This window comes from Vibrio sp. 2-Bac 85 (assembly GCF_037546705.1).
In the GTDB taxonomy this organism is placed as follows: Bacteria; Pseudomonadota; Gammaproteobacteria; order Enterobacterales; family Psychromonadaceae; genus Psychromonas.
In genome coordinates this window covers 187,276-212,027 of record NZ_JALAAB010000005.1, presented here as the reverse complement: position 1 = coordinate 212,027, position 24,752 = coordinate 187,276, and the positions used below count along the sequence as shown (strand labels likewise).

17 protein-coding genes are annotated in these 24,752 nt (G+C 37.6%); 10 read left to right on the top strand and 7 right to left on the bottom strand.

Annotated elements, in window-relative coordinates:
* The first annotated feature begins 237 nt into the window (after window positions 1–237).
* From MT390_RS07940 to MT390_RS07925, 4 genes are all read left to right on the top strand, one after another.
* Window positions 238–2,085, top strand: a complete 1,848-nt coding sequence (locus MT390_RS07940) for an EAL domain-containing protein (protein WP_166370133.1) — start codon at window positions 238–240, stop codon at window positions 2,083–2,085.
* An 89-nt stretch (window positions 2,086–2,174) separates the two neighbouring features.
* Window positions 2,175–3,116, top strand: coding sequence for a tRNA 2-thiocytidine(32) synthetase TtcA (ttcA, locus tag MT390_RS07935; protein WP_499440528.1), 942 nt, complete (start codon window positions 2,175–2,177; stop codon window positions 3,114–3,116).
* 253 nt (window positions 3,117–3,369) lie between these two features.
* The gene (gene tpiA, locus MT390_RS07930; protein WP_166370137.1) at window positions 3,370–4,122 is read left to right on the top strand and encodes a triose-phosphate isomerase; all 753 of its coding nucleotides are present in this window, start codon (window positions 3,370–3,372) and stop codon (window positions 4,120–4,122) included.
* A 253-nt stretch (window positions 4,123–4,375) separates the two neighbouring features.
* Window positions 4,376–5,032: a Bax inhibitor-1/YccA family protein gene (locus MT390_RS07925; RefSeq protein WP_028867605.1), complete on the top strand. Its 657-nt coding sequence runs from the start codon at window positions 4,376–4,378 to the stop codon at window positions 5,030–5,032.
* 308 nt (window positions 5,033–5,340) lie between these two features.
* Here MT390_RS07925 and lolE read toward each other — a convergent pair whose 3' ends face one another.
* From lolE to MT390_RS07910, 3 genes are read right to left on the bottom strand one after another with little or no spacing between them, the layout of a single operon-like run.
* The gene (gene lolE / locus MT390_RS07920; RefSeq protein WP_166370139.1) at window positions 5,341–6,582 is read right to left on the bottom strand and encodes a lipoprotein-releasing ABC transporter permease subunit LolE; all 1,242 of its coding nucleotides are present in this window, start codon (window positions 6,580–6,582) and stop codon (window positions 5,341–5,343) included.
* Entirely contained in the window at window positions 6,582–7,265 is a 684-nt protein-coding gene (lolD, locus tag MT390_RS07915) for a lipoprotein-releasing ABC transporter ATP-binding protein LolD (protein ID WP_499440525.1), read from the bottom strand. The genes lolE and lolD overlap by 1 nt, the downstream gene beginning before the upstream one ends.
* On the bottom strand, window positions 7,258–8,484 hold the full coding sequence (locus MT390_RS07910) for a lipoprotein-releasing ABC transporter permease subunit (RefSeq protein ID WP_499440523.1): 1,227 nt from the start codon (window positions 8,482–8,484) through the stop codon (window positions 7,258–7,260). Before MT390_RS07910 ends, lolD begins: the two co-directional genes overlap by 8 nt.
* Before the next feature lie 356 nt (window positions 8,485–8,840).
* Here MT390_RS07910 and MT390_RS07905 point away from each other — a divergent pair, with 356 nt between their 5' ends.
* From MT390_RS07905 to MT390_RS07895, 3 genes are all read left to right on the top strand, one after another.
* Window positions 8,841–9,398 (top strand): PilZ domain-containing protein, encoded by a 558-nt coding sequence (locus MT390_RS07905; protein ID WP_166370145.1) that lies wholly within the window; start codon window positions 8,841–8,843, stop codon window positions 9,396–9,398.
* Between the two features lie 78 nt (window positions 9,399–9,476).
* Entirely contained in the window at window positions 9,477–12,956 is a 3,480-nt protein-coding gene (mfd, locus tag MT390_RS07900) for a transcription-repair coupling factor (protein ID WP_499440521.1), read from the top strand.
* A 21-nt stretch (window positions 12,957–12,977) separates the two neighbouring features.
* A complete protein-coding gene (locus MT390_RS07895; RefSeq protein WP_499440519.1) occupies window positions 12,978–13,922 on the top strand; it encodes a CsiV family protein in 945 nt (314 codons plus the stop codon).
* Window positions 13,923–14,036: 114 nt separating this feature from the next.
* On the opposite strand, the gene MT390_RS07890 is transcribed toward MT390_RS07895, so the two are convergent.
* From MT390_RS07890 to rluC, 3 genes are all read right to left on the bottom strand, one after another.
* Window positions 14,037–15,014 (bottom strand): glycosyl transferase family protein, encoded by a 978-nt coding sequence (locus MT390_RS07890; protein WP_499440517.1) that lies wholly within the window; start codon window positions 15,012–15,014, stop codon window positions 14,037–14,039.
* 170 nt (window positions 15,015–15,184) lie between these two features.
* Window positions 15,185–15,829, bottom strand: a complete 645-nt coding sequence (locus tag MT390_RS07885; protein WP_499440515.1) for an HAD-IA family hydrolase — start codon at window positions 15,827–15,829, stop codon at window positions 15,185–15,187.
* A 1-nt stretch (window position 15,830) separates the two neighbouring features.
* Window positions 15,831–16,769, bottom strand: a complete 939-nt coding sequence (rluC, locus tag MT390_RS07880; protein WP_166370155.1) for a 23S rRNA pseudouridine(955/2504/2580) synthase RluC — start codon at window positions 16,767–16,769, stop codon at window positions 15,831–15,833.
* 330 nt (window positions 16,770–17,099) lie between these two features.
* Between rluC and rne the strand changes: the two genes are divergently transcribed.
* Both rne and trxB read left to right on the top strand, forming a co-directional pair.
* Window positions 17,100–20,198: a ribonuclease E gene (rne, locus tag MT390_RS07875; RefSeq protein WP_499440513.1), complete on the top strand. Its 3,099-nt coding sequence runs from the start codon at window positions 17,100–17,102 to the stop codon at window positions 20,196–20,198.
* 169 nt (window positions 20,199–20,367) lie between these two features.
* Window positions 20,368–21,318 carry a thioredoxin-disulfide reductase gene (gene trxB, locus MT390_RS07870; protein ID WP_182691896.1) on the top strand — a complete coding sequence of 317 codons (951 nt, stop codon included), beginning with the start codon at window positions 20,368–20,370 and terminating at the stop codon, window positions 21,316–21,318.
* Between the two features lie 97 nt (window positions 21,319–21,415).
* Here trxB and folD read toward each other — a convergent pair whose 3' ends face one another.
* Entirely contained in the window at window positions 21,416–22,270 is an 855-nt protein-coding gene (gene folD / locus MT390_RS07865; protein ID WP_499440511.1) for a bifunctional methylenetetrahydrofolate dehydrogenase/methenyltetrahydrofolate cyclohydrolase FolD, read from the bottom strand.
* A gap of 281 nt (window positions 22,271–22,551) precedes the next feature.
* Between folD and MT390_RS07860 the strand changes: the two genes are divergently transcribed.
* Complete coding sequence (locus tag MT390_RS07860) at window positions 22,552–24,744, top strand: FUSC family membrane protein (RefSeq protein WP_299659684.1); 2,193 nt, start codon at window positions 22,552–22,554, stop codon at window positions 24,742–24,744.
* Window positions 24,745–24,752 lie beyond the last annotated feature (8 nt).

Here is a 24,752-nt window from a genome sequence, read left to right as displayed (position 1 = left end):
ATTCAATAAAAAAGTAAATAAACTACCACTTTTGGTCTATACTATCCCGCTTGAAGCATTTCTTATTTTCTATATTGAGCAAGCTTTGTCATAGGAACGTATTGAATAGCTTATATTAAAGATAATAATCAGCATTTTATTTCATCTTTATAAAAAAGACTAATAGCTATTTATTAATAACAATATTAATAACCACTTATCAATAACAATCAGTTTTTAATGCGAGGAGAAGGTTAAGTGAACGATTATAAAAAAAGCCTTTGGATCTCTACTTTGATCACTTTATTGATAGCTTTGGCATTAATCATTGCAACTAAAAGTGCGTTTAACACGATACTACTAGAGCAACAACAACTACCTAAAACGTACTCTCAGCTAGCTTTATTACCAACTATTACTAGTATTGGTGAGCTAGAAGAAAGCCTCGAACTTAGTCAATTTAGTTATATAAAAATTAATAATAGCCGTCTTAATAGCCCGCTTGTTTATAGTCAAAAAGCAGTCAACCAGCTTTTCAATAATTTACTACCCTCCCCGATTTCTAATTTTAACAGCCCAACTGAAAATCAAAGCATTCAATATACAAGTGTTCATGCGGAACTATTTAAATTATATCAATCTATTATAGTGCTGATTGTCAGCGCACTTATTATCACTTTGCTGTTGTATCATACCATTTCATTTCGATTACTAAAAAAAATAGAAAGTGCCTTAGTCAATGAAATCGTTAATGAAAAATCTAAAATAACACCTTTTAAAAAGGTCACTATCGAACTCATTGAACAAAGACGTCTATTTGATTCTGCTTTGCACAGTAAAAAAGAAAAGATCTCGTTATTATCGCAACAAATAAATGCGGACTCATTAACAGGCTTAAATAATCGCCATGTATTTAGGAAAGAACTTACTGAGTTTTTATCCGATGAAAGTAATCGTAAACATGCCATCCTATCTATCATTCGACTGTTTGAGTTATCAGTGGTTAACATGCACCGTGGATTTCAACAAGGCGATCAATTTGTTGTAAATGTTGCAAATATCATTAACGGTGTTCTTGATAAATATAAAGATATCCATTTATTTAGGATTTCAGGATCTGAATTTGCTTTTATTAGTCATAGCATGAGTATTGGCGATGCGCAGCAATTAGCCAATGAACTAAAACTAAAGTTTGATCAATATCAACTACTTAACAACCTTGAAAATGTTGCCTTTAATGGCATGACTTTAATTTCCTCCAATCAATTACCCGAGCATGTGTTAGCACGAGCCGATATTGCACTGGCAAAGGCTCAAACCAGTGGTATTAATGCATGGGCTTTTGAAGAGAATATAGATAACCAAACACTGCAAGTCGGTGAACAGCATTGGCGATCAATTATTACTGATATCATAACTAATCGTTCATTCACTTTTTTACAACAACCTGTTCAAGCTATTCATCGTAATATGAAAGGATATCAGGAAATATTTACACGTTTTGTCAGTGAACATAACAACACCATTCCAACTGATACTGTTTTTTCCATGGCACAACGTACTGATACGATAATTAAACTTGAAAAGATAATTCTTGAAAAGATAATTTATCGTAGTCGTCTTCGTACAGAATATAGCACTAGATGGGGTATAAACCTTAGTTCTTCGGCGATGCACAATAGTAGCTTTATGGTATGGCTAGAGCGATTATTATTAAGAGAGCCCGATGTAGCTGGTTCCTTGGTATTTGAAGTTCCTGAAAGTTTATTAGGCCATAACTTGATTGCGAGTAAACGTGTTTTTAATATGCTCAAAAGAGCGGGAAGTCGTTCTGCCATTTGCAATTTCGGCAAAGGGATCAGTTCTTTTCGTTTATTTGAAGAGTTAAAACCTGATTATATTAAACTTGACGCAAGTTTAATTACTAACCTCGAATCAGATAGTGCAAATCAACAATTTATTCGCATGATCATTGATGTTGCACATCGAATGGAGTGCCAAGTTATCGCTGAAGGTATTGAGCACTTAGAACAAAAGCAAATCCTTGAAAGCATGTATATCGATGGGATACAAGGTTATTTAATCGCCGAGCCGACTCCATTATAGATGCATTAGCGGGACCTTTACTCTTTGCATCTGCGCCCCTCTTTTTATACAATGCGCCTTGTTTTAATACTCCATTAACAAGGCATACCATGACGCAACAACTCTCAGAAAAAGATCAATTCAACCTTAAAAAATTAAATAAAGTGTTGCGTAGACAAACCGGACAAGCCATTGCAGATTATAATATGATCGAAGATGGTGATAAAATCATGGTCTGTTTATCTGGTGGTAAAGACAGCTACACCCTATTGGAAATGCTAAGCCAGCTTAAAGCCGTTGCGCCTATCAACTTTGATATCATTGCGGTTAACTTAGATCAAAAACAACCAGGCTTTCCTGAGCATATATTGCCGCAATACCTTGACTCATTAGGTGTTGACTACAAAATAGTAGAACAAGATACTTACAGTATCGTTAAAGAAAAGCTACAACCCGGAAAAACTACTTGTAGCCTTTGTTCGCGTTTACGCCGAGGCATTTTATACAAGACTGCGAAAGAGCTTGGCGCCACTAAAATTGCACTCGGTCACCACCGCGATGATATGTTAGCAACCATGATGCTTAACTTATTTTTTGCAGGCAAACTCAAGTCGATGCCGGCCAAACTTGTTTCAGACAATGGTGAGCATGTAGTTATTCGTCCGCTTGCTTACTGTAAAGAAAAAGATATTGAAGCGTTTGCTACACTGCAAAAATTCCCAATTATTCCATGTAATTTATGTGGTTCTCAGCCTAATTTACAGCGTCAATTAACAAAAGATATGCTCAATGATTGGGAAGTCAATTATCCAGGTCGTTTAGAAACTATGTTTACTGCTATGCAAAACGTGGTTCCTTCGCATTTAGCAGATACTAGCTTATTTGATTTTAAATCCATTACTAAGGATTCCGGTGTGATTGATGGCGGAGATATTGCCTTTGATAAGGAATCATTTAAACAACCAGCCAGTGAGCAATTATCAAACCAAGTAACAGCTGACAACGAATTTTATAAACAGCATCAAGCAGTGCAAATTACAGAGGTCAATTAATCTTGTTACTCAGTTAAATTAAACTCTTTATTGATTTAACCCAATAAAGAGTAGCCTTTAAGTCAACCTAGCCTTGTATTTACGGTCGATAAGAGATAATTTACGCGCATAATCAAAGAATGATGTGAATTAGTGAGAGACTAACTCATGGTCACCAGCTTATTTAAGAACATAAAGCTTTAATTTAATTTTCAATATAATTTTTTCAATTTTACTTTTAATATAACTTTCAATATAAAAAACGGAGTCAAACATGAGAACACCTCTTGTAATGGGTAACTGGAAACTAAACGGTACAAAAGAATCAGTAGCTACATTGATCAAAGGTATCGAAAGTGCAGCAGATGCAGCAACTAATGTTGAAGTTGCAGTATGCCCACCAGCAATTTTTATTGAACAAGTTGCAAACCTAACAGCAGACAGCAGCATTGAATTTGGTGCACAAGATGTGAGCACAAATGTTGCAGGCGCATTCACAGGTGAGACTTCACCTGTTATGGTTAAAGAGTTTGGCGCTAAATATAGTCTAGTAGGTCACTCAGAGCGTCGTCAATACCACAACGAAACTGATGCAGTTGTTGCAGCTAAATTTGTTGCGATTCAAGAAAATGGTTTAGTACCTGTATTATGTATCGGTGAAACACTAGAAGAACGTGAAACTGATAAAACTTTTGCTGTTGTTGAAACTCAACTTAAAGCAGTGGTTGATGTTACTGGTATCGCAGCATTAGAAAACTCAGTAATCGCTTACGAACCAGTTTGGGCTATCGGTACAGGTAAAGTTGCAACTTCTGAGCAAGCACAAGAAGTTCATGCACATATCCGTTCTTGGTTAAAAGCGCAAAGTGAAGTTGTTGCTGAGAAAGTACAGATCCTTTACGGTGGTAGTGTTAAAGCAAACAGTGCAAAAGAGCTATTTGCTCAAGCAGACATCGACGGTGGTTTAGTAGGTGGTGCAGCACTAATCATTGAGGAATTTGTAGGTATTATCGAAGGCGCTAAATAAGCACTTTCTACCTCTATGTCCCAATACTAATAAGGCACTTTTATAGTGCCTTTTTTAATTTCAAGCTCTCCAATCAAACACAACGCAATAATACCCTCTTTTAAGCAATAACAATGATCAAGCAAATATGCGCACTGGTATGGCTTGCAGTTAAAAACTTTCTGCTATTTCATTATCTCAATAAAAAATACTGCACAAGCAAAAAATCTGATGTTATGATGTTGTTAACAATCATTATTCAACGGAGTAAATTATGAATTCTTCAATTAACACTAAAGCACAAGGTGTTGGAGTTTCAATTAATAAAGTATTAAAGAATACCTATATGCTATTAGGCATGACATTAGCGTTTAGTGCAGTCACTGCAACTATTGCGACAATGGTAGGTATCGGCCCAATGATGTCACTTGTCTTAATGCTAGTTGGATTTGGTCTTTTATTTGTAGTGTCTAAAACAGCGAATTCTAGCAAGGGTATATTCTGGGTATTCATGTTTACTGGTGTGATGGGTGCGTCACTAGGTAATATGCTAAACCATTACCTAACAATGCCAAACGGCCCTGCTTTAATTATGCAGGCACTTGGTACTACCGCAATAATATTCTTTGCATTATCAGCTTACGTATTAACTAGCCGAAAAGATTTCTCATTTATGGGCGGATTTTTAATGGCAGGTATGATTGCTGTAATTGTTGCAATTATTGCTAATATTTTCCTACAGATCCCACTTTTCCAATTAGTGATCAGTAGTGTTGTAGTCATGATAATGTCTGGTTTTATTCTGTTTGATACTAGCCGTATCATTAACGGTGGTGAAACTAACTACATTAGAGCGACTGTTTCTTTATACTTAAACATCTTTAATATCTTTATCCACTTATTAAGCATTCTTGGTATTTTAGACGATTAATGATCAGTCTCCGATAGTATTTTAGATGCTACTTTAGCTTACTAAATTACTGATATATTCTTAAAAGCGCATTTATTAATGCGCTTTTTTTTGCTTATTTATTAACGTGAACATAAGAAAGGTTTGTTAGATTGTTACCTGATTACTACATATACGGTTAATAGCTACCGTAAAACTGATATAGGTGGCATATACGGTTAAATGACTATATAGGTGTCTAAATAGCTACATTCTTAAATGGTAATGCTATAGATTAGATGGCCTGTGATCATCATGATTTACGGCCATCGAGATAAAGTGGCAAGTGGTTAGTGGCTGTAACCTAACTCTTTTGCAGGTTCAATATTACTCGCGGTCCATGCGGGGTATATCGTTGCAACGATACTCATAACAAAAGCAATCAGTGTAATAATGATCACTTGGTCATAGTTGATTTGTGAGGGTAAATAATCAATAAAATAGATATCCCCAGAAATAAACTTTCTACCTAAAATATTTTCAACCGCACTAAAGAACTGACTTAAATTACTAGCTAAGTAGATACCCAGTAACGCGCCTAGTAGGCTTCCCATGAGGCCATTAAACGCACCTTGAACCATAAAAATAGCACGTAGAGACCACTTCCCCATCCCCATTGTTTTTAAGATAGCAATGTCACTGCGTTTTTCATTCACAGCCATTACCAATGTGGATACAATATTAAAACAAGCAACGGCAACTACTAATAATAAAATAACGTACATCAATGATTTAACCATTTGAATATCTTGATATAAGTAGCCTTGACTTGTGATCCAACTTTTAATATACATATACACAGGGATACTATACGCCACCTCTCGTGACAGAACCTGTGCTTTTAAAACATCCTCAACTTTAAAGGCAATACCTGTAGCATGGTTAAGGTTAAGCATTTTTTTAGCCGTGTTGATATGGATAAAACCCAATGTAGTATCAACTTGCCCACCCATTTTAAAGGTACCCGTTAAGATAAAGGTAAACTTGCGTGGAGCTTTAAGCTTCGTTGAGCCAATTTGAGGTAATAATAATGATAAAGATTGCCCTACCTCAATGCCTAGTTGTTTGGCAACCGGCTCACCTAGAATAAGACTGTTTTCATCTGCGCTTAATAACTCCCAGCCTCCTTGTTTAATATACTGCTCTATCGCGGTCACTTGCGTTTCACTTTCAGGAGTAATGGCGCGCATTTGCAATGCTTTCATATTAATATCTTTTTGCAACAGGGCATTCATCACTATGTAAGGGCTTGCACCTAGTACACCTGGATGTGCTCTTATTTTAGAAAGAATAGCCGTTTCATCTTTAAACTCCCCTTTAACAACTTCTAATTCCGCATGCGGGATCACGGTTAACAATTGATCTCGTAATGCTTTTTCAAAGCCATTCATCGCTGAAAGGCCAACAATTAAGACAGCAACACCTAAAATAATGCCAAATATAGAAGCCATTGAAATGAAGGATACAAACTTATTTTTATGTTTTGCTTTGCTATAACGTAGCCCAATAAATAATGGTAAAGGTCTAAACATTACGGAGTGTCCTGTAAAATACCGTTCGCCATGTATAATTGTCTGTGCAATTTATTGGCTAACTGTTGGTCATGAGTCACCACAATAAAAGCGGTACCAAGTTCACTATTTAATTCTCGTAATAACTGATAAACAGACTCTGCACTTTTAGCATCTAAATTTCCGGTAGGTTCATCAGCTAAGACAAGAGAAGGTTTATTAATTAATGCACGTGCTATTGCAACACGTTGCCTTTCACCGCCAGATAATTCAGCAGGTCGATGTTGAATGCGTTCACTAAGCCCCACTCTTTCTAATAATGCAGTTGCTTTTTGTTGCGCAATTTTAACTGGCTCACCTGCAATCAATAATGGCATGGCAACATTTTCTAATGCAGTGAACTCTGATAATAAGTGATGAAATTGGTAAACAAAACCTAGCTCTTGGTTACGCCACTTCGCTTGCTGCTTTGAAGAGAGTTTATGAATGTTATTATCATTAAAAATAACCTCTCCAGTAGACGGGGCATCCAGTGCCCCAAGTAAATGTAATAACGTACTTTTACCTGATCCAGAAGTACCTACAATAGCTAGTAACTCTCCTTTTTCCACGGTCAAATTGACACCTTGTAACACAGTCGTGGCTAGGCGCCCTTCTTGATATATTTTACTTAAGTTCTGACAAACTATAATTGAATTATTCATATCTTAATGCCTCGACTGGGCTCACTGTTCCTGCTCTATATGCAGGGTATAAAGTGGCTAATAAACTTAACAACATAGCACCAAGCATAATCGATACTATTTGAAATGGTTCGTGTATAACGGGTAAGAGTCGAGTACCACCGGAAGCATTCGCTAATAGATGCAGTCCTAAAAATGACATCACTTCATTAATGTAAGTACTTAATAACAAACCTAAACCTGTCCCTAATAATGCGCCAAGAATGCCACTGAAAGCACCTTGAATAATAAAAATAAGGTTGATCGTAGACGCTTGAATCCCTAGGGTTTTTAATATCGCAACTTCGGCGCTTTTATCCGTTACCACCATCACCGATGAGGATAAGATATTAAATGCAGCGACCGCAATAATTAAACACAATAATAACCAAATCATATTCCTTTCCATTTTAACTGCGGCAAAAAGTTCACCGTGCGTACTACGCCAGTCTAATAAGATTTCATCTTTTTCGAGTACTGGAGGCTGCCAATTTTCAACGGCAAAGGGTTCGGTAAAATAAAAACGCAGATCCGTCACTTGATCTGTTTGAATACGAATTAAACGTGCCGCATCTTGGACATGCATTAATACCAAGTACTTATCAACGTCAGAACCCACATCAAATAAACCAACAACGGTAAAATTACGCTGACTAGGAACTTGACCAATTGGTGTATAACGAGCCCCTCTGGTGGAAATGACGCGTACTTTGTCACCAATACCCACATTTAATTGCTTTGCTAATTGGTCGCCAATAATGATGTTATATTGACTAGGTTTCAACAGCTCTAGGCCACCCATAAAGATATTGTTTTTGACTATTTTACTGTTATATTTCTGCGGGTAGATACCTTCTAACTTCACACCTTGCAAAGCCGTTGTGCTTTGCAATATCGCTTCAGCATTAATCATCGGTTCAATAGCAATGACGAGGGGATCTTCAGGAATTGCATCAACACGTTGTTGCCAATGGTCAATGGTCTTTGCTTGGTTACTAAGTTTAGCCTGTGGGATCGCGCCAAGGATACGCTGTTTTAATTCCCCTTCGAAACCATTCATAACGGATAAGACGGTAACTAATGCTAATACGCCTAAAATAATGCCACCAGTTGAAAATATTGAAACAAACGATACAAATTGATTATTACGTTTAGATTTTGTATACCGTAAACCGATAAATACACTTAAAGGATAAAACATAACTGCCTTTTAATAGTTGTTTATGATGACGCCACTTATAATTAAAATGGAGATAAGCAAAGCGAGTCAATACCCTACTGTGCACGGATTTCTAAGATAAATTATCTAACAATAATTAGTTATTACTACACTGATCAATTGAATGATACAAAGCTATCGATATTGTAAATAACATGACTAACAAGATATTTAATAAATAACTGCGATCTCTGTAACCAGAATTAAGCCTCAATATAGACTTATCTCATTGATTACATTTTAATAGTCGCCATTCTAATGTATCTTTAATCGCTAAGACAGACAAAACTCTTACAAAATAGTTTCACTCACACTCAATAATGACTTGGTTAGCAAACATGGATAATAACGAATATTTTTTAGTGCAGCATACACTTTCCATTAACTTGCACCCTGTTAATGAAACTCAATTACCCATTGACCAAGGCGCCTTTGAAGAAGAGATACCGGGCCCATTTAGAATGGCCAGTGATCTGGCGCAAGCTGATGTCAGTATGCTAGCCCCTTTAAAACTTAATAGTGAAAATACGCAAGCTCTTTGGCATTTTTTACAAGCTCAAAATCAAAAAATAAATACGTTATTAAGTTATGTGTTAACACAACAGGATGAGCAACAGGCTCGTCATCAAAGCATTAAATTCAGTGCTGGAAGTATCATTGTTGCTGGCAGTGATAAATGGGCAGTGGGTGATAATGTTAGATTAAAAATATTTTTACCTGAAGAATCCTCTGCCATATACTGTTATGCCTGTGTTTCAGATAGCTCAGAAAGCGAATGTGTTTTTAACTACACCTTTATTCGAGAACAAGATCGAGAACTATTAATTAGAGCCAGCTTACACGTGCAATCACAACAACTTAAAAATCGAGCAAAACAGCGTGAATTAAATAGTTAATAACTTAAAACAGTCATCAGCAATCTGTTTAATATCGCAATAATCATCAGAATAAAGTAATGAAGAAAAGTCAATAATATGAAAAATTTACTCGAGATACCGCCTTTAAAATCATCTACTGATACGCAACAATTTGGCAATTTAGTAGGTAGTAGCCAAAGTTTTGTCATTAATCAATGCGCTCAAGCTAACCCGCAAAAATCTCCTTTAGTTGTGATCGTTAATGACACACCGAGTGCTATTAAGCTGCATCAAGAGTTACTTTACTTTGCAGAAAACAAATATGAGGTGAATTTATTTCCCGATTGGGAAACCTTGCCCTATGATCATTTTTCACCACATCAAGACATTATATCCACACGTATAGAAACCTTGTATCAATTACCATCCATGAAAGATGGCATATTAATCGTTCCAATCACGACGTTATTATTAAGATTAGCACCACCTAGTTATTTAAAACAACATACGTTAGTGGTTAAAACTTCGCAAAAATTAGAGTTGCAATTACTTCGCGAACAATTACAAGAAGCTGGTTATTATGCCGTTGATCAAGTAAGAGAACACGGTGAGTTTTGTGCTCGAGGCTCTTTGTTAGACGTTTATCCGATGGCTAGTGATACACCTTATCGTATTGATTTTTTTGATGACGAAGTTGATTCGATACGCCCATTTGATACAGAAACGCAACGTTCATTACCCACCATTAAACAGATAAAATTATTGCCCGCGCATGAGTTTGCAACGGATAAAGAAGCAATAAGCCAGTTTAAGTCTGCTTATAGCGATAAGTTTCCAGCGAAAATATGTACTAGTGCTGACTCTATCTACCAACAAATTTCGCAAACCAATTTGCCCGCTGGTATCGAGTATTATTTACCGTTATTTTTTAATGAAACAGCCACTTTATTTGATTATTTCCCTAAACAAACACGTTTATGCGTTGTCGGTGATATACAAAAGGCGATGGATGATTTTTGGAAAACCATTGCGCATCGTTTTGAAGAACGTGGAGTAGATTTATTACGTCCATTATTGCAACCAATTGAATTATACCTTCGTCAAGAGCAATGCTTTAAAAAGATCAATGCTTTTCCTAAGTATCAATTACAGCCAACCTCATTTGCGTTACCGAAGGCAGGGAAAACCAATCTGCCTTTCACTACTTTACCAGATATTAAAATACATCATAAAGCCAAAGCACCACTGGAAAATATTGAACAGTTTATTAAACAATTTTCCGGTAAGGTAGTATTAAGTGTTGAATCAGCTGGGCGAAAAGAAGCGTTGTTAGAACTATTACACCCGCTTAAGCTTGCTATTAAATCAATCTCAAACATCTCCGAATGTATTAAAAGTAAAAGTAAAGTATTCATCACAGTGAGTCGCGTTGAACATAGCTTTTTAATCATAGACAGTGAATTTGCATTTATTACTGAAACGGAATTACTTGGAAATAAAATAACCCAACGTAGGCGTCAAAACCAAGACAAACAAAATGAAGAAAACTCTGAACATATAGTACGTAATTTAGCAGAGTTAAAAGTAGGTCAACCCGTGGTTCACATTGACCATGGTGTTGCTCGTTATTTAGGCCTTCAAACCATTGAAGTGGCGGGTAATGTTAATGAGTTTGTGACCCTTGAATATTTACGCGGAGACAAACTTTACGTACCGGTTACTTCGTTGCATTTAATTGGGCGTTATAGCGGTAGTGATGTAGAAACCGCGCCTATCAGTAAATTAGGTAACGATACTTGGGCCAAGGCGAAAAAACGTGCGGCCGAAAAAGTACGTGACGTCGCCGCTGAATTATTAGAAATTTACGCGCAACGTGCAGCAAAAAAAGGTTATAAATATCAATTAAATAAAGCTAATTATGCAGCGTTCAGTGATGATTTTCCCTTCGAAGAAACCCATGACCAAGCACTGTCCATCAATGCTGTCATATCGGATATGTGTTCATCGCAACCCATGGATAGGTTAGTCTGTGGCGATGTAGGTTTTGGTAAAACGGAAGTCGCAATGCGCGCAGCATTCATGGCAACGGACAATGCAAGACAAGTGGCTTTATTAGTCCCTACCACCCTACTTGCGCAACAACATTTCGAAAACTTTCGAGATCGATTCGCTAATTGGCCAGTAAGAGTCGAGGTATTATCTCGCTTTAAAACAGCCAAAGAACAAAAACAAATTTTACAAGAGGCTGCCGATGGTAAAATCGATATATTAATAGGTACCCATAAGCTATTAAGTGATGGCATTAAGTTTGCTGACCTAGGATTATTAATTATCGATGAGGAACATCGCTTTGGAGTACGCCAAAAAGAGAAGATCAAACGCCTACGTGCACAAATTGATATCCTCACTCTGACCGCAACGCCGATCCCGCGTACTCTAAATATGTCCATGAATGGTATGCGAGATTTATCAATTATCGCGTCACCGCCTGCGAAACGTTTAGCAGTAAAAACATTCGTACAGCAACGCAGTGATCAGACCATCAGTGATGCTATTACACGTGAAATTATGCGCGGTGGTCAAGTGTACTTTTTGCACAATAATGTTGAGACCATTGATAAAGCTGCGGCTGATTTACAACAACTATTACCACAAGCTAGGATTTCAACGGCTCACGGTCAAATGAATGAACAACAACTTGAGCGAGTGATGTCAGACTTTTATCATCAACGCCAAAATGTGTTGGTGTGTACCACTATTATCGAAACGGGTATCGATATTCCAACGGCGAATACGATCATTATAAATCGAGCAGATCACCTAGGTTTAGCACAATTACACCAATTGCGTGGTCGTGTAGGTCGTTCCCACCATCAAGCTTACGCGTATTTATTAACCCCAACGCCAAAATTAATGACTAAAGATGCAAAAAAACGTTTACAGGCGATTGGTTCATTAGATACGTTAGGGGCAGGTTTCACACTAGCAACACACGATTTAGAAATACGTGGTGCTGGTGAGTTATTAGGTGATGAACAATCCGGACAGATTACCAGTATTGGTTTTAATTTGTATATGGATATGCTTAACCAAGCAGTAGAGGCTTTACGAAATGGGCAAGAACCTAGTTTAGAACACTTATTAGCGACACAAGCAGAAGTAGAACTGCGCATACCTGCACTCATTCCCGACGATTATATTGCCGATGTGAATACACGTTTATCGTTATATAAACGTATTGCTAATAGTAAGAATAATAATGAATTAAATGAAATCCAAGTTGAACTTATTGACCGATTTGGCTTATTACCAGATTCAACTAAAAATTTAATAGCGGTCACCTCTATTAAGCAACGTTGTTCAAAACTTGGCATTGCGAGAATTGAAGCGCATGCACTTGGTGGTGCAGTCACCTTTACTGAACATACCAAAGTGGATCCAATGTTTCTTGTTTCATTACTGCAAACGCAATCAAATACCTTTAAACTAGACGGACCCAGTAAATTAAAATTCACAATGTCGCTTGAAAGTAGTGCAGAACGCATAAACTGGTTGAAACAATTACTTGATAGCTTTAAATTACACCTTGTCAAATAAATCTCATAAAAGGACAACCTTTTGAATTTTCGCTCTACTTTATTATTAGTCGTCGCATCACTATGTTCATTTAACATACAAGCAGCTGGTGACCGTTGGTTTGATGTTGAAATACTCGTTTTTAAGCGTAATGTTGACGTTCAAAAACTCAGTGAGCAATTAGATCAAAATAATGTTTACATAAAAAAACGAGATCGCCTCGAGGTATTAAAAGCTAAGCAAGCAACAAACTGTTTGGGTGATAATCCGTGTTTACATGAACAGAACCCAGTACAAATTACAGATGCACAAATGATCAGTGGTGGGAATCGATTACAGCGGTTGAGCAGTAATCATCTTAGACTTAAGTCACAATTGAACCGACTTAAAAACCATCAATTATTTAAGCCTTTATTACATGTTGCATGGCGCATGCCAGTACAGAGTAAACAAAATGCATTACCTATTCACCTTTTTGCTGGTGAGAACTATGCATTAGATATCTATAAAGAAGAAATCATTGCACAAAAAAGACAAGAAGCGGCAGACGCAGCAAAAGCACAACTTAATAACCCCCAGGAAACAGACCCTCTTCTTATTGCAGCAACGGATAAATTAGATGTACTGGATGAGTTACAAAAAGACAATGCAATTAGGGATTTATATGAGATAGATGGTAATTTCTTACTTTATGTTCAACGTTACTTAGAAATTGAAAGTCAATTAATTGTGCGTACCGAAACGCAAAAAGAAGTGTCATCTTCAAAATCTGTATTAGCCAACCCACAATTGGAAACGGATATTTCTGGTACAGCGGATGATGCAGTTCAAGTTGTAGATCAGGCATTGCCTCAACAACGTGTTAAAACAAAAACCGTCGTCACCGAAACTTTATTTGACCAAACAAGACGTTTACGCAGTGGTGAGATCCATTACTTAGATCATCCTCTTTTTGGCATGATTGTACAAATTCGTAAAATTAGATAATCTCAACGTTTATCGACTAAACAAAAAAGGAAGCTAATTAGCTTCCTTTTTTGTGTTCAATTATATCTATTAGTTAGCGGAGAACTTTGATTAGCTGATTAATTAGCTGAAAATTTATAAAGTCCTACCTTCCCATAATTGTTTGGCTTTTTGTAATGCTTCATCTTGAGAAGAGTCAGGTTGCATCTGCTTCAAAACCATTGCAATAGTGGTGATCACAGCAGCATCACCATAGGCATCATCAATCTCTTTTTTCCATACTTTTAATAGGTATTCTGCTGATACCTCAGTATGTGCACCGGTGAAGTCCTCTAAATACGTAGGCCAATCTTGCTCAATATATTGTGCTTTACCATTGATTTGCGTAACACCACAAGCCAACGTTGAAACACGAGGGTTGACTTCACTTTCTCCGCCTTCACCTTTAAAAGCAATAATACTATGTTCATTATTTAACAGCGCTGCTTGTGCATGTATTTTTTCGTAACTTTTATGAAATACACCATGAATGCTATAGGGAGCATTACTTGGGTTAACACTGCGCGCCACAGTATTAAGGGGAGTACGCAAACCAACTTGCTCTCTTAGCGCTAATAGCTCAATTAATTCAGGGCAATAGGCAGATAAAGGAACATAAACTAAGGCGTCACTTTGCAAAGCCAATTGTGCTTTTTCAGCTGTATCTGCAATAGTAATATTCAAAACAGGGCAAGCGGACTCGACTTGATATTTCACCAAATCAACACTCATATGCCCATGTAGTAAAATTTTAACACAATTAGCGGCTAATACTTTTGCGGCTAGCAATAACCAAGGTGGCTGTCTTTTTTTACCAGCAAAACATGGCCAATCCAGATCCACAGATAAACCCTGCCATTCTCTCGGCACTTTATTACGTAATGCGGCAATATATCCTGCAGCTTCTTCGGGTGTTTCACAGCGGACACGTTGTAACATTAACAATACGGCCAATTGTAATAAACTTGCCCTACCTTCTAAATAATCAGTCAATGCTTGTTGTGCTTCATCCATCGTCAATGAACGACGGCCTTTTTCACCACGACCGGTTAATTTTATATATTCGCTAAACATTATGATCCTTATTAATCTATGGCCGTTTTACCAAAACTATATTTAAAAAATGACTAACATAATTAAAAATTCTCTATTCAGGATAAGCAAAACACTAGCTGCACTTTATAGTAAGTAATATAACTTTATGAATTTAAATATAGGAGTGCTTCCATTATCTAGAACTGAGGTTAAATATATCGATGTAATTGCGATACCAAACAATCAACAACGGCAATGGGGTTAGATAACATTAACTTGTCTCGTCCGTGTACGCCGTAACTCACACCTAAACTTTTAACACCCGCATTAGCTGCCATGTCTAAATCGTAACTCGAGTCACCTATCATTAATGCCTGTGAAGGGCTGAAATTCAATTCTTTTAATAATGAATGAATCATTAATGGATCCGGTTTTGAGTTCGATTCGTCGGCACATATGGTTGCAGAGAATAGATGTTCAGTATTTGTTTTTTGCATCATGCGGTTAAGGCCATTACGCCCCTTACCCGTTGCAACCGCAAGAACATAACCCTGTACTTTCAGATGAGTTAATAACTCTGCGATTCCGTCGTAAAAAGGGGTATCGATATGATGCATTGTATTATATTGCTCACGATAAGCCTCAACCAGTGAAGCTTGCTGTGATAATAATAACGAGGGAAACAACTGCTGCATTGCTTTTAATAAACTTAAACCAATAATATTCTTAACTGCCTGTTCTGTAGGCACAACTTGTTGTTGATTTTTTGCTGCTTGCTGCATACACAGCACAATTTTATCGATGGAATCCATTAAGGTCCCATCCCAGTCAAAAATAATTAATGGATGTTTCATATTAGCTTCGCTGTAATTTACCTAATAATTCTTCTAAACGCGGGCAAAGAGGGGCACTCACCGTCATTCTTTTCTCTAGCACAGGATGGAAAAAAGTAATATGCGCAGCGTGTAGAAATAATCGGTTTAAACCTAATGACTTCATATTACTATCAAAAGTTTTATCGCCATAACGTTCATCACAGGCAATATTATGTCCTTTACATGCCGCATGAACACGTATTTGATGCGTTCGTCCAGTAACAGGACTCGCTTCAACTAAGGTTGCGCCTTCATAACGCTGAACAATTTTAAAATGTGTTTCTGAAGCTTTCCCTAATGGGCTCACTTTAACCACAGAATCTTGAGGTATTTTTAATAACGGCTCACGGACTAAGCGGTCTTTTATATTCCACTGCCCTTTTACTAAAGCAAAATATTGCTTTTTCATGGTTTTTTGACGAAGTTGTTCATGTAACGCACGTAATACACTGCGTTTTTTAGCAATTAATAAACAACCTGACGTGGCTTTATCAAGGCGATGTACCAACTCTAAAAATCGGGCTTCGGGACGTAAGGCGCGTAACCCTTCAATTGCACCAAAATCTAGACCACTGCCACCATGAACCGCAAGTCCAGAAGGTTTATTAAGAATGATTAAACCATCATCTTCATACACAATCTCTGACTCTAAATTTTTGATGCTGTTGAGTTTAGGGGACGGTAATGCATTTTCCGGATCCACTTTTACTGGCGGGATACGAACACTATCGCCTACCTGTAGTTTGTAATCGGGTTTGATGCGTTTTTTATTAACACGAACTTCTCCCTTGCGTACAATTCTATAGATCATGCTTTTAGGCACGCCCTTAAGGTGTAAGCGAAGAAAGTTATCGATACGTTGTTGTGCATTTTCTTGAGCGATGTCAATAATGCGTACTGAGTGATTTATCTGTTCCATTCGTTAAGTTTATCACGCCTAATCACATAATATGTAAAAACTTTGTTGCTTGTAAGTAGATATAAATGCGACAATAACAAAGTTAATGCCTCGTGATTTTATGATTTTAAAAGCGCTAGTAGGCATAGCATTTACGAAAGCAAATCAAATGATTAGAATGTAACGCTGCAGTGTTAAATTATTTTTGATTTAACACTTTTTTGTATCCGCTTTGTAACGCACCTCAGAATACTTCCAGTCGAGAGATTGTATAACCAGACATGAGGTCAAGCATGCAAAAACAGTTAGTACATATAAAAATAACGAAAAAAATAAAACAAGAGTTCACAAATGAAAAGAATGTTAATCAACGCAACTCAAGCAGAAGAGTTACGTGTCGCCCTCGTTGATGGGCAAAAACTGTACGACCTTGATATCGAAAGTCCAGGTCACGAACAAAAGAAAGCAAACATTTATAAAGGTAAAATAACACGTGTTGAAGCAAGTTTAGAAGCAGCATTTGTAGACTATGGCGCTGACCGCCATGGTTTCTTACCACTTAAAGAAATTGCTCGAAACTACTTTCCAGAAGGATATTCATTCAAAGGTCGCCCTAACATCAAAGATGTTATTAAAGAAGGCCAAGAAGTTATTATTCAAATCGAAAAAGAAGAACGTGGTAATAAAGGTGCAGCACTAACTACCTTTATTAGTTTAGCAGGTAGCTATTTAGTCCTAATGCCAAATAACCCAAGAGCTGGCGGAATTTCACGTCGCATTGAAGGTGATGAGCGTACTGAATTAAAAGCAGCATTATCTGACCTTAAATTACCAAATGGTATGGGTTTGATTGTACGTACCGCAGGCGTTGGTAAATCAGCTGAAGAATTAGAATGGGATTTAAACGTTCTGGTTAATCACTGGCAAGCTATTGATCAAGCTTCTAAAACCAAAGCAGCTCCTTTTTTAATCCATCGTGAAAGTAACGTTATTGTTCGTTCAATTCGTGATTATCTTCGCCGTGATATTGGCGAGATTGTGATTGACCATGCTAAGACTTTTGAATTAGCCAAAAATCATATCGAAATGATCCGCCCTGATTACGTTAATCGCCTTAAACTATATCAAGGTGAAATCCCACTATTTACACATTACCAAGTTGAAAGCCAAATTGAATCTGCTTTTCAACGTGAAGTTCGTTTACCTTCTGGTGGCTCAATTGTTATTGACCCAACTGAAGCACTAACGTCTATCGATATCAACTCTGCGCGTGCAACACGTGGTGGCGATATTGAAGAAACAGCATTTAATACCAACTTAGAAGCTGCTGAAGAGATCGCTCGCCAATTACGCTTACGTGACCTTGGTGGTTTAGTAGTTATCGATTTCATTGATATGACACCAGCTCGTCATCAACGTGAAGTTGAAAACAGAATGCGTGAATCTGTACGTCAAGATAGAGCGCGTATTCAATTAGGCCGAATTTCTCGTTTTGGTCTAATGGAAATGTCTCGTCAACGTATTCGCCCTTCTTTAGGTGAATCAGCATCACGTGTTTGTCCGCGCTGTCATGGTCAAGGCACAATTCGTGATAATGACTCTTTATCTCTTGCAATCCTACGTTTGATTGAAGAAGAGGGTCTAAAAGAAAACACTGCTCAAATTCAAGCGCGTGTACCGGTTGCCGTCGCTGCTTATTTGTTAAATGAAAAACGAAAATCAGTTGCTAAAATCGAAAATCGTCATAATTGTGAAGTTTACATCATACCAGACGCAAATCTGCTTACTCCTCATTTTGAAGTGAAGCGTACGCGTAAAGATGGTAAAGAAGACATCAATTACGATGCACTTGAAAAACAACACACAGTTTATATTCCTAATATCGCTCAAATAGAAAGTAATGAGATCGAGGAACCTTTATTAACAGGCTTTAGTGCGCCAAATAAAGAAACAGCTGCTGTTGAAACAAAAGCCGCACCACAAGCTGTAGTTACTCCAACGACTTCTTTATTCACTAAGATAGTGCAATCTATTGCAAAATTCTTTAGTGATGATTCAAAAAAAGAGCCAGAAGTAAAAGCAGAAACTTCTCCTAAACCAGAACAGAAAAAAGAGCAACCTAGTAATACGCGTAACCCACGTAATACTAAAAGCAATCAAAGCCGTAACCGCAATCCTCGTAACGACCGCACTGATCGTAACGATAAAACAACGGACAACAGTACTGATCGCCGCACTAATCGTAAGTCTCCAGATCGCAAAGCAACACAACAGACTAAAAAATACGAGAACGAAGCAAAACCGGCTCAAGATAATAACGACAAAGGTAATAACCAAGAAGTTATCGTCGCACGTCGTAAACGTCGTAACATGCGTAAGAAAGTTCGTGTTCAACAGCCTGAAAATGCAGTCGAAACTAGCAAGGTAGAAAGCGCAGATATGGCTGATGTAAAAGTTGAAGCAAATAATCAACCAGTAGTAGAAACGAAAAAACCGAAAGCTAAGGTTAAAAAATCTCCTGAAGAGACTAAGCAAACTCCAGCAACAGAAACACCTGCTGCTAATGATGCTAAAGACCTAAAAGAGAACGAGATATCTGAGCAAGCTAATCAAGAAGCACATACTCCTGTTGCGATCCCTAGTCGTCGTTCACGTTACTTACGTAACAATGGACAACGTAATAACAAACGTAACCAAGATAATGCAGATGAAGTAGCAGTAACTAGCCGTTACCCTGAATCAGACGATCAAGCAATTGAAGAAAATTCAGTACAAGCCACTGTACCTGTTGCCGAAAATGTTAATAACATTGCGGATAAGCAAGCACCTCAACAGGAAGCTGAACAACTACAAAAAAGTGTTCAACAAGTGCCTGTAACGGCAGCTGAAAAGATCTTACCGGTTACAAAAAAACCTGCAACCGTTAAATCAGAAGCAGCTGAGCAGTTAGCGACAACGAATAGCGAACAACCTGTTGCAGAAGAAACTAATGCAGTTGACACTGTAGAAGTTGAAGCTGCAAATGTTGAAGTAGCAAATATTGAAGAACCTCAGGTAGAGGAAACTAAGTTTGACGAAGTGAAGGTTGAAGAAACTAAAGCTGAGCAAACTGCCGCTGAAGTTAAAGTTGAAGCAGTTAAGGTTGAAGAAACTGAAGTTGAGGTAACCGAAGTTAAGGCAGAAGAAGTTGAAACTGCGCCTGTTTTGGAAACAGCAGCTAAGGTTGTTAGTAATCAATCAACCTCAAGTTCTCACGGAACAGTCAGCAACGCTAAGGGTAAATCAACCTCAGCTATGGTTAAAACAATTTCAGAGCCTTTAGATTTAACTAAAGAGATTCAAATTGTAGCTGCTACTGAACGTCAAGCAATTGTGAAAGCTTCACAACAAGCTGGTAGTTCATTTGCAAGTAACCGTGCTAGTAGCGAAATGGTAAAAACGTCTTTATAGTTTAGTAGTTATTACCTATCAATGAGAACGGATATTTCGATGAGATATCCGTTTTTTTTTACTGAAATTGTCACTTCAAAAGTTTAATATTAATAAACTTTATCAATTATTAATTAGCGCAGTTTAAAAAATACAACTGGCTAGTCTTTTTATTATTCAAGGTAACGATATGAGCGAAACTATACATAAAAAATTGTTAATTTTAGGATCTGGCCCTGCAGGTTACACGGCCGCAGTTTATGCCGCACGTGCAAACCTTAACCCTGTTATGATCACGGGTATGCAACAAGGTGGACAATTAACAACAACAACTGAAGTAGAAAACTGGCCTGGCGGCGCAGCGGATATGACAGGTCCTGGTCTAATGGAAAGTATGAAAGAACATGCTTTACGTTTTGATACAGAGATTATTTTTGACCATATCAACGAAGTTGAATTAACTAAACGCCCTTTCACATTAAAAGGCGATACAGGTACTTACACGTGTGATGCGTTGATCATTGCAACGGGCGCTTCTGCTCGTTATTTAGGGTTAGACTCTGAAGAAGCATTTAAAGGCCGCGGAGTTTCTGCTTGTGCAACCTGTGATGGTTTCTTTTACCGTAACCAAAAAGTAGCGGTTGTGGGCGGTGGTAATACGGCTGTTGAAGAAGCATTATACTTGTCAAATATTGCTTCTGAAGTACATTTAATACATCGCCGTACTGGTTTCCGTTCTGAGAAAATTCTTTTAGACCGATTAAATGAAAAAGTTAAAAACGGTAATATCATCTTACATACTGACCGTACTTTAGATGAAGTATTAGGTGATGATATGGGCGTAACAGGATTACGTTTAAAAGATACATTATCTGACAAAACCGAAGAACTTGCAGTAATGGGTGTGTTTATTGCCATTGGTCATAAGCCAAACACAGATATGTTTGCAGGCCAATTAGACATGAATCATGGTTACTTAAAAGTACAGACAGGTAGCGAAGGTAATGCTACTCAAACTTCTATCGAAGGTGTTTTTGCCGCCGGTGATGTGTCTGACCATATTTACCGTCAAGCGATCACTTCTGCAGGAACAGGTTGTATGGCTGCACTAGATGCAGAAAAATACCTAGATAACCTGTAATAATATTTACAAACTATCGTACAAAAAAGACTGCATTTGCAGTCTTTTTTATTTCTGAAACATAAACTGAAACATTAATTAACAATATTTACGCAGTCTACGAGTGAAATTCATTACAAGCGAACAACGTATTTTCAATTAATGTTGCTACTGTCATCGGCCCAACACCACCAGGTACTGGTGATATCCATGCCGCTCTTTCTTTAGCGACATCAAACTCTACATCACCGGTTATTTTACCATTTTCTAATCGATTAATACCTACATCTAATACAATTGCACCTTCTCTAACCCATTCACCGGGAATAAAGTTGGCTTGTCCACGTGCAACTACTAAAACTTCAGCTTGACGAACATGGTATTCGAGGTCTCTAGTAAAACGATGGCAGGTTGTAGTGGTACATCCCGCTAATAATAACTCTAACGTCATCGGACGACCTACTATGTTTGAGGCACCAACAACTACGGCGTGCATACCACGAATATCAACACCAATCGCTTCAATCATAGAGATCATACCACGTGGAGTACAAGATCTTAATAGGGGAATACGTTGTGCTAAACGGCCGACATTATAAGGATGAAAACCATCCACGTCCTTGCTAGGCGCAATACGCTCTATCACCGATGTTTCATCTAACCCGTCTGGCAATGGAAATTGCACTAAAATACCATCAATGGTCTTATCGTCATTCAACTCGTCTATTAATGCTAATAATGTCTCTTGGGAAGTTGATTCTGGTAAATCATAAGCTTTCGAAGTAAACCCTACTTTTTCACAGGTACGGCGCTTACTTTGTACATATATTTGTGAAGCAGGATCGCCCCCTACCAATACAACGGCAAGTCCAGGTACGCGTAATCCTTTTTCTTTCCGTGCATTTACGCCCGCAGTTACTTTATCGGTAATCGCAGCGGCAATCGCTTTTCCATCAATGATTTGTGCAGACATCAAACATTACTCTTTTTAGTTAAAAAAATTCCACGCTATTGTCGCAAAAGTCACTTAAGATGTCACATCAAAGATACAAAATTTAGTAACTTAGGGTTAGGGTTTTAAGGTAATATCCTGACTTTAAATCAAAATTAGTTGGTTTTTTAGTTAACGTATTTAGTTACTTGAAAAATAGGCTGATATTAATATAAGTATTCAATAGTATGTTGCTCAAGAGTTATGTGAATAACAACACCTCACTTTACATTATTGAGTATTGAAACCATGAGAAGGCATCTATGCAAAACCCTTTAACGTTGATGGTTAGACGCTTAATTTCCGACTCGAATGCCCACTCTGGGTTTAGAGTCGTGATTGCAATGACCTGTACTTTTATCCCTGCCATATTTGACCTCGATATTGGATTCTTTGAACAATCGAATTTAGCCATTTCACTGTCACTATGTTTAGGGGTAATGGCATCAGCCATTGTAGAGGTAGATGAGAATACTAAAGATAGACAAAAGTTTATTGCAACCGTCATCGCCTGCTTTTTTATCGCCTCATCCAGTGTCGAATTGCTACTACCCTACCCGTTATTTTTTGCCATTGGTTTAGGCACATCTTCCTTTGCATTTATGATGTTGGCGAGTTTAGGTATGCATTATAGTAAAATTGGCTTTGGTGCCATTTTAATTGCTATCTACACCATGATAGGGCATCGAGATAATGTTGCTTGGTTTGAACAACCATTGTTATTAGCCATCGGTGTATTGTGGTACGGATTATTTGCTATTTTTTGGTCTCATTTTAGCCCTAACCGCACTATTCGAGAACAACTGGCACAGCTATTTTATGCAATCAGTCGTTATCAGCATCAAAAATCAGACCTCTTTGATGCTCAGAAAGGTAATTCGCGAAAAGCCATCACTGAAACACGACAAAAATTAGCTCAGCTTAATATCAGCATAATGGTGCGATTAGAATCATCACGAGATATGATCCGTGGCCAATACCAAGCTAATAACCACCAGCGTGAATTGAGTTTATTAAACCAATACTATTTAGTCGCAGAGCAAATACATGAACGTATTAGCGCTAGCCAATACTTATATAGTCAACTAGAACATACCTTTGGCCGTAGTCAAATTCTCGAAGGCTTCCATCAACTGTTTTTACAACTCAGTGATGATTGTCATATGCTGGGTGCTAGCATCAATGACAAAAAGCAATATCAACACTCAAGGCGTCTGAAGTGGACCGTTCATGCCCTTTCAGACCAACTTTATTTGTTAAAGCAAAAACTGCAATTATTTGATAATAACCAAGAGGCAATGCAAGCGCTGCAAGCTATTTACGACAACCTCGATGGCATAGATTGCTTACTTGTATCTTTGGGGGATATGCATGAACTTAATAAATCAGGGCATAGTTACCCGATTATCGTTGATAATGAACAACACCCCCAAAACTCGTTCTGGAAAAGTATTCACAATGCTTATCTTCAAAAAACTGGCGTATATAAGCATGCGGTAAGGATCAGTTTATCGCTGGTGTTTGCCTATTTAATTCAAGTGCAATTCGAACTTCACAACGGCTTCTGGATTTTATCGACGGTGCTGTTTGTTTGCCAGCCTAGTTTTAGTGAGACACGTAAACGTTTAGTTTTAAGAAGTTTTGGCACGCTATTCGGTATTTTAATGTGCTTTCCGGCGTTCATATTGATCGAAAATAACCCAGTACAAATTGTATTAATGATTTTGTCCGCCTTTTTATTCATTAACTACGTCAGAACAAACTATGGTTTAGCGGTTATTTTTATCACCTTATTTGTCATGTTCTTAACTAACTTACTCGCTCCTTCCGGAGTCGATGTGTTGTATGAGCGCATCTATGAAACCATCATAGGTTGTGTATTAAGTGCAATAGCGATCAGTGTTATTTATCCTGATTGGCAGTTCAAACGTTTTCCTGCGATGGTCAATGGCTTACTACTTAATAGCAGTCGTTATTTCAAGCAGATATCTCAACAGTACCAGTTTGGGCGTAGCGAAAGTATGATTTTTAGACAAACCCGCTTTGCTTCATTTAAAGCTGATGCAGGTTTAACCACGGCTTGGCAAAGCATGCTGTTTGAGCCAAGTTCCAAACAGCACCTTAAACAAGAGATGTATGGGTTAGTAAACCGTTGTGATGCACTTAACTGCTATATGGCAGCACTGTCTTCACATCGCCATAAAATAGAGACCAATGAAGATTTAGTAATATTACAGCGTCTTTTTGATAGTACAGCAGAACAAATTTTATATACCTACCGCCCAGAGTTAAAACAGACGGCTATTGATAAAATTGAGATTGAGTCTTTTGAGTCCTATAAACAAGGGTTGTCAGATGAATCCAAATTAATCGTTGAACAATTACGTTTAATTGCTTTTACCGCCATGGATATTCAGGTACTGCTGCAACAAATTGAAAGTAAAGTGTCAGATTAATATTTTTT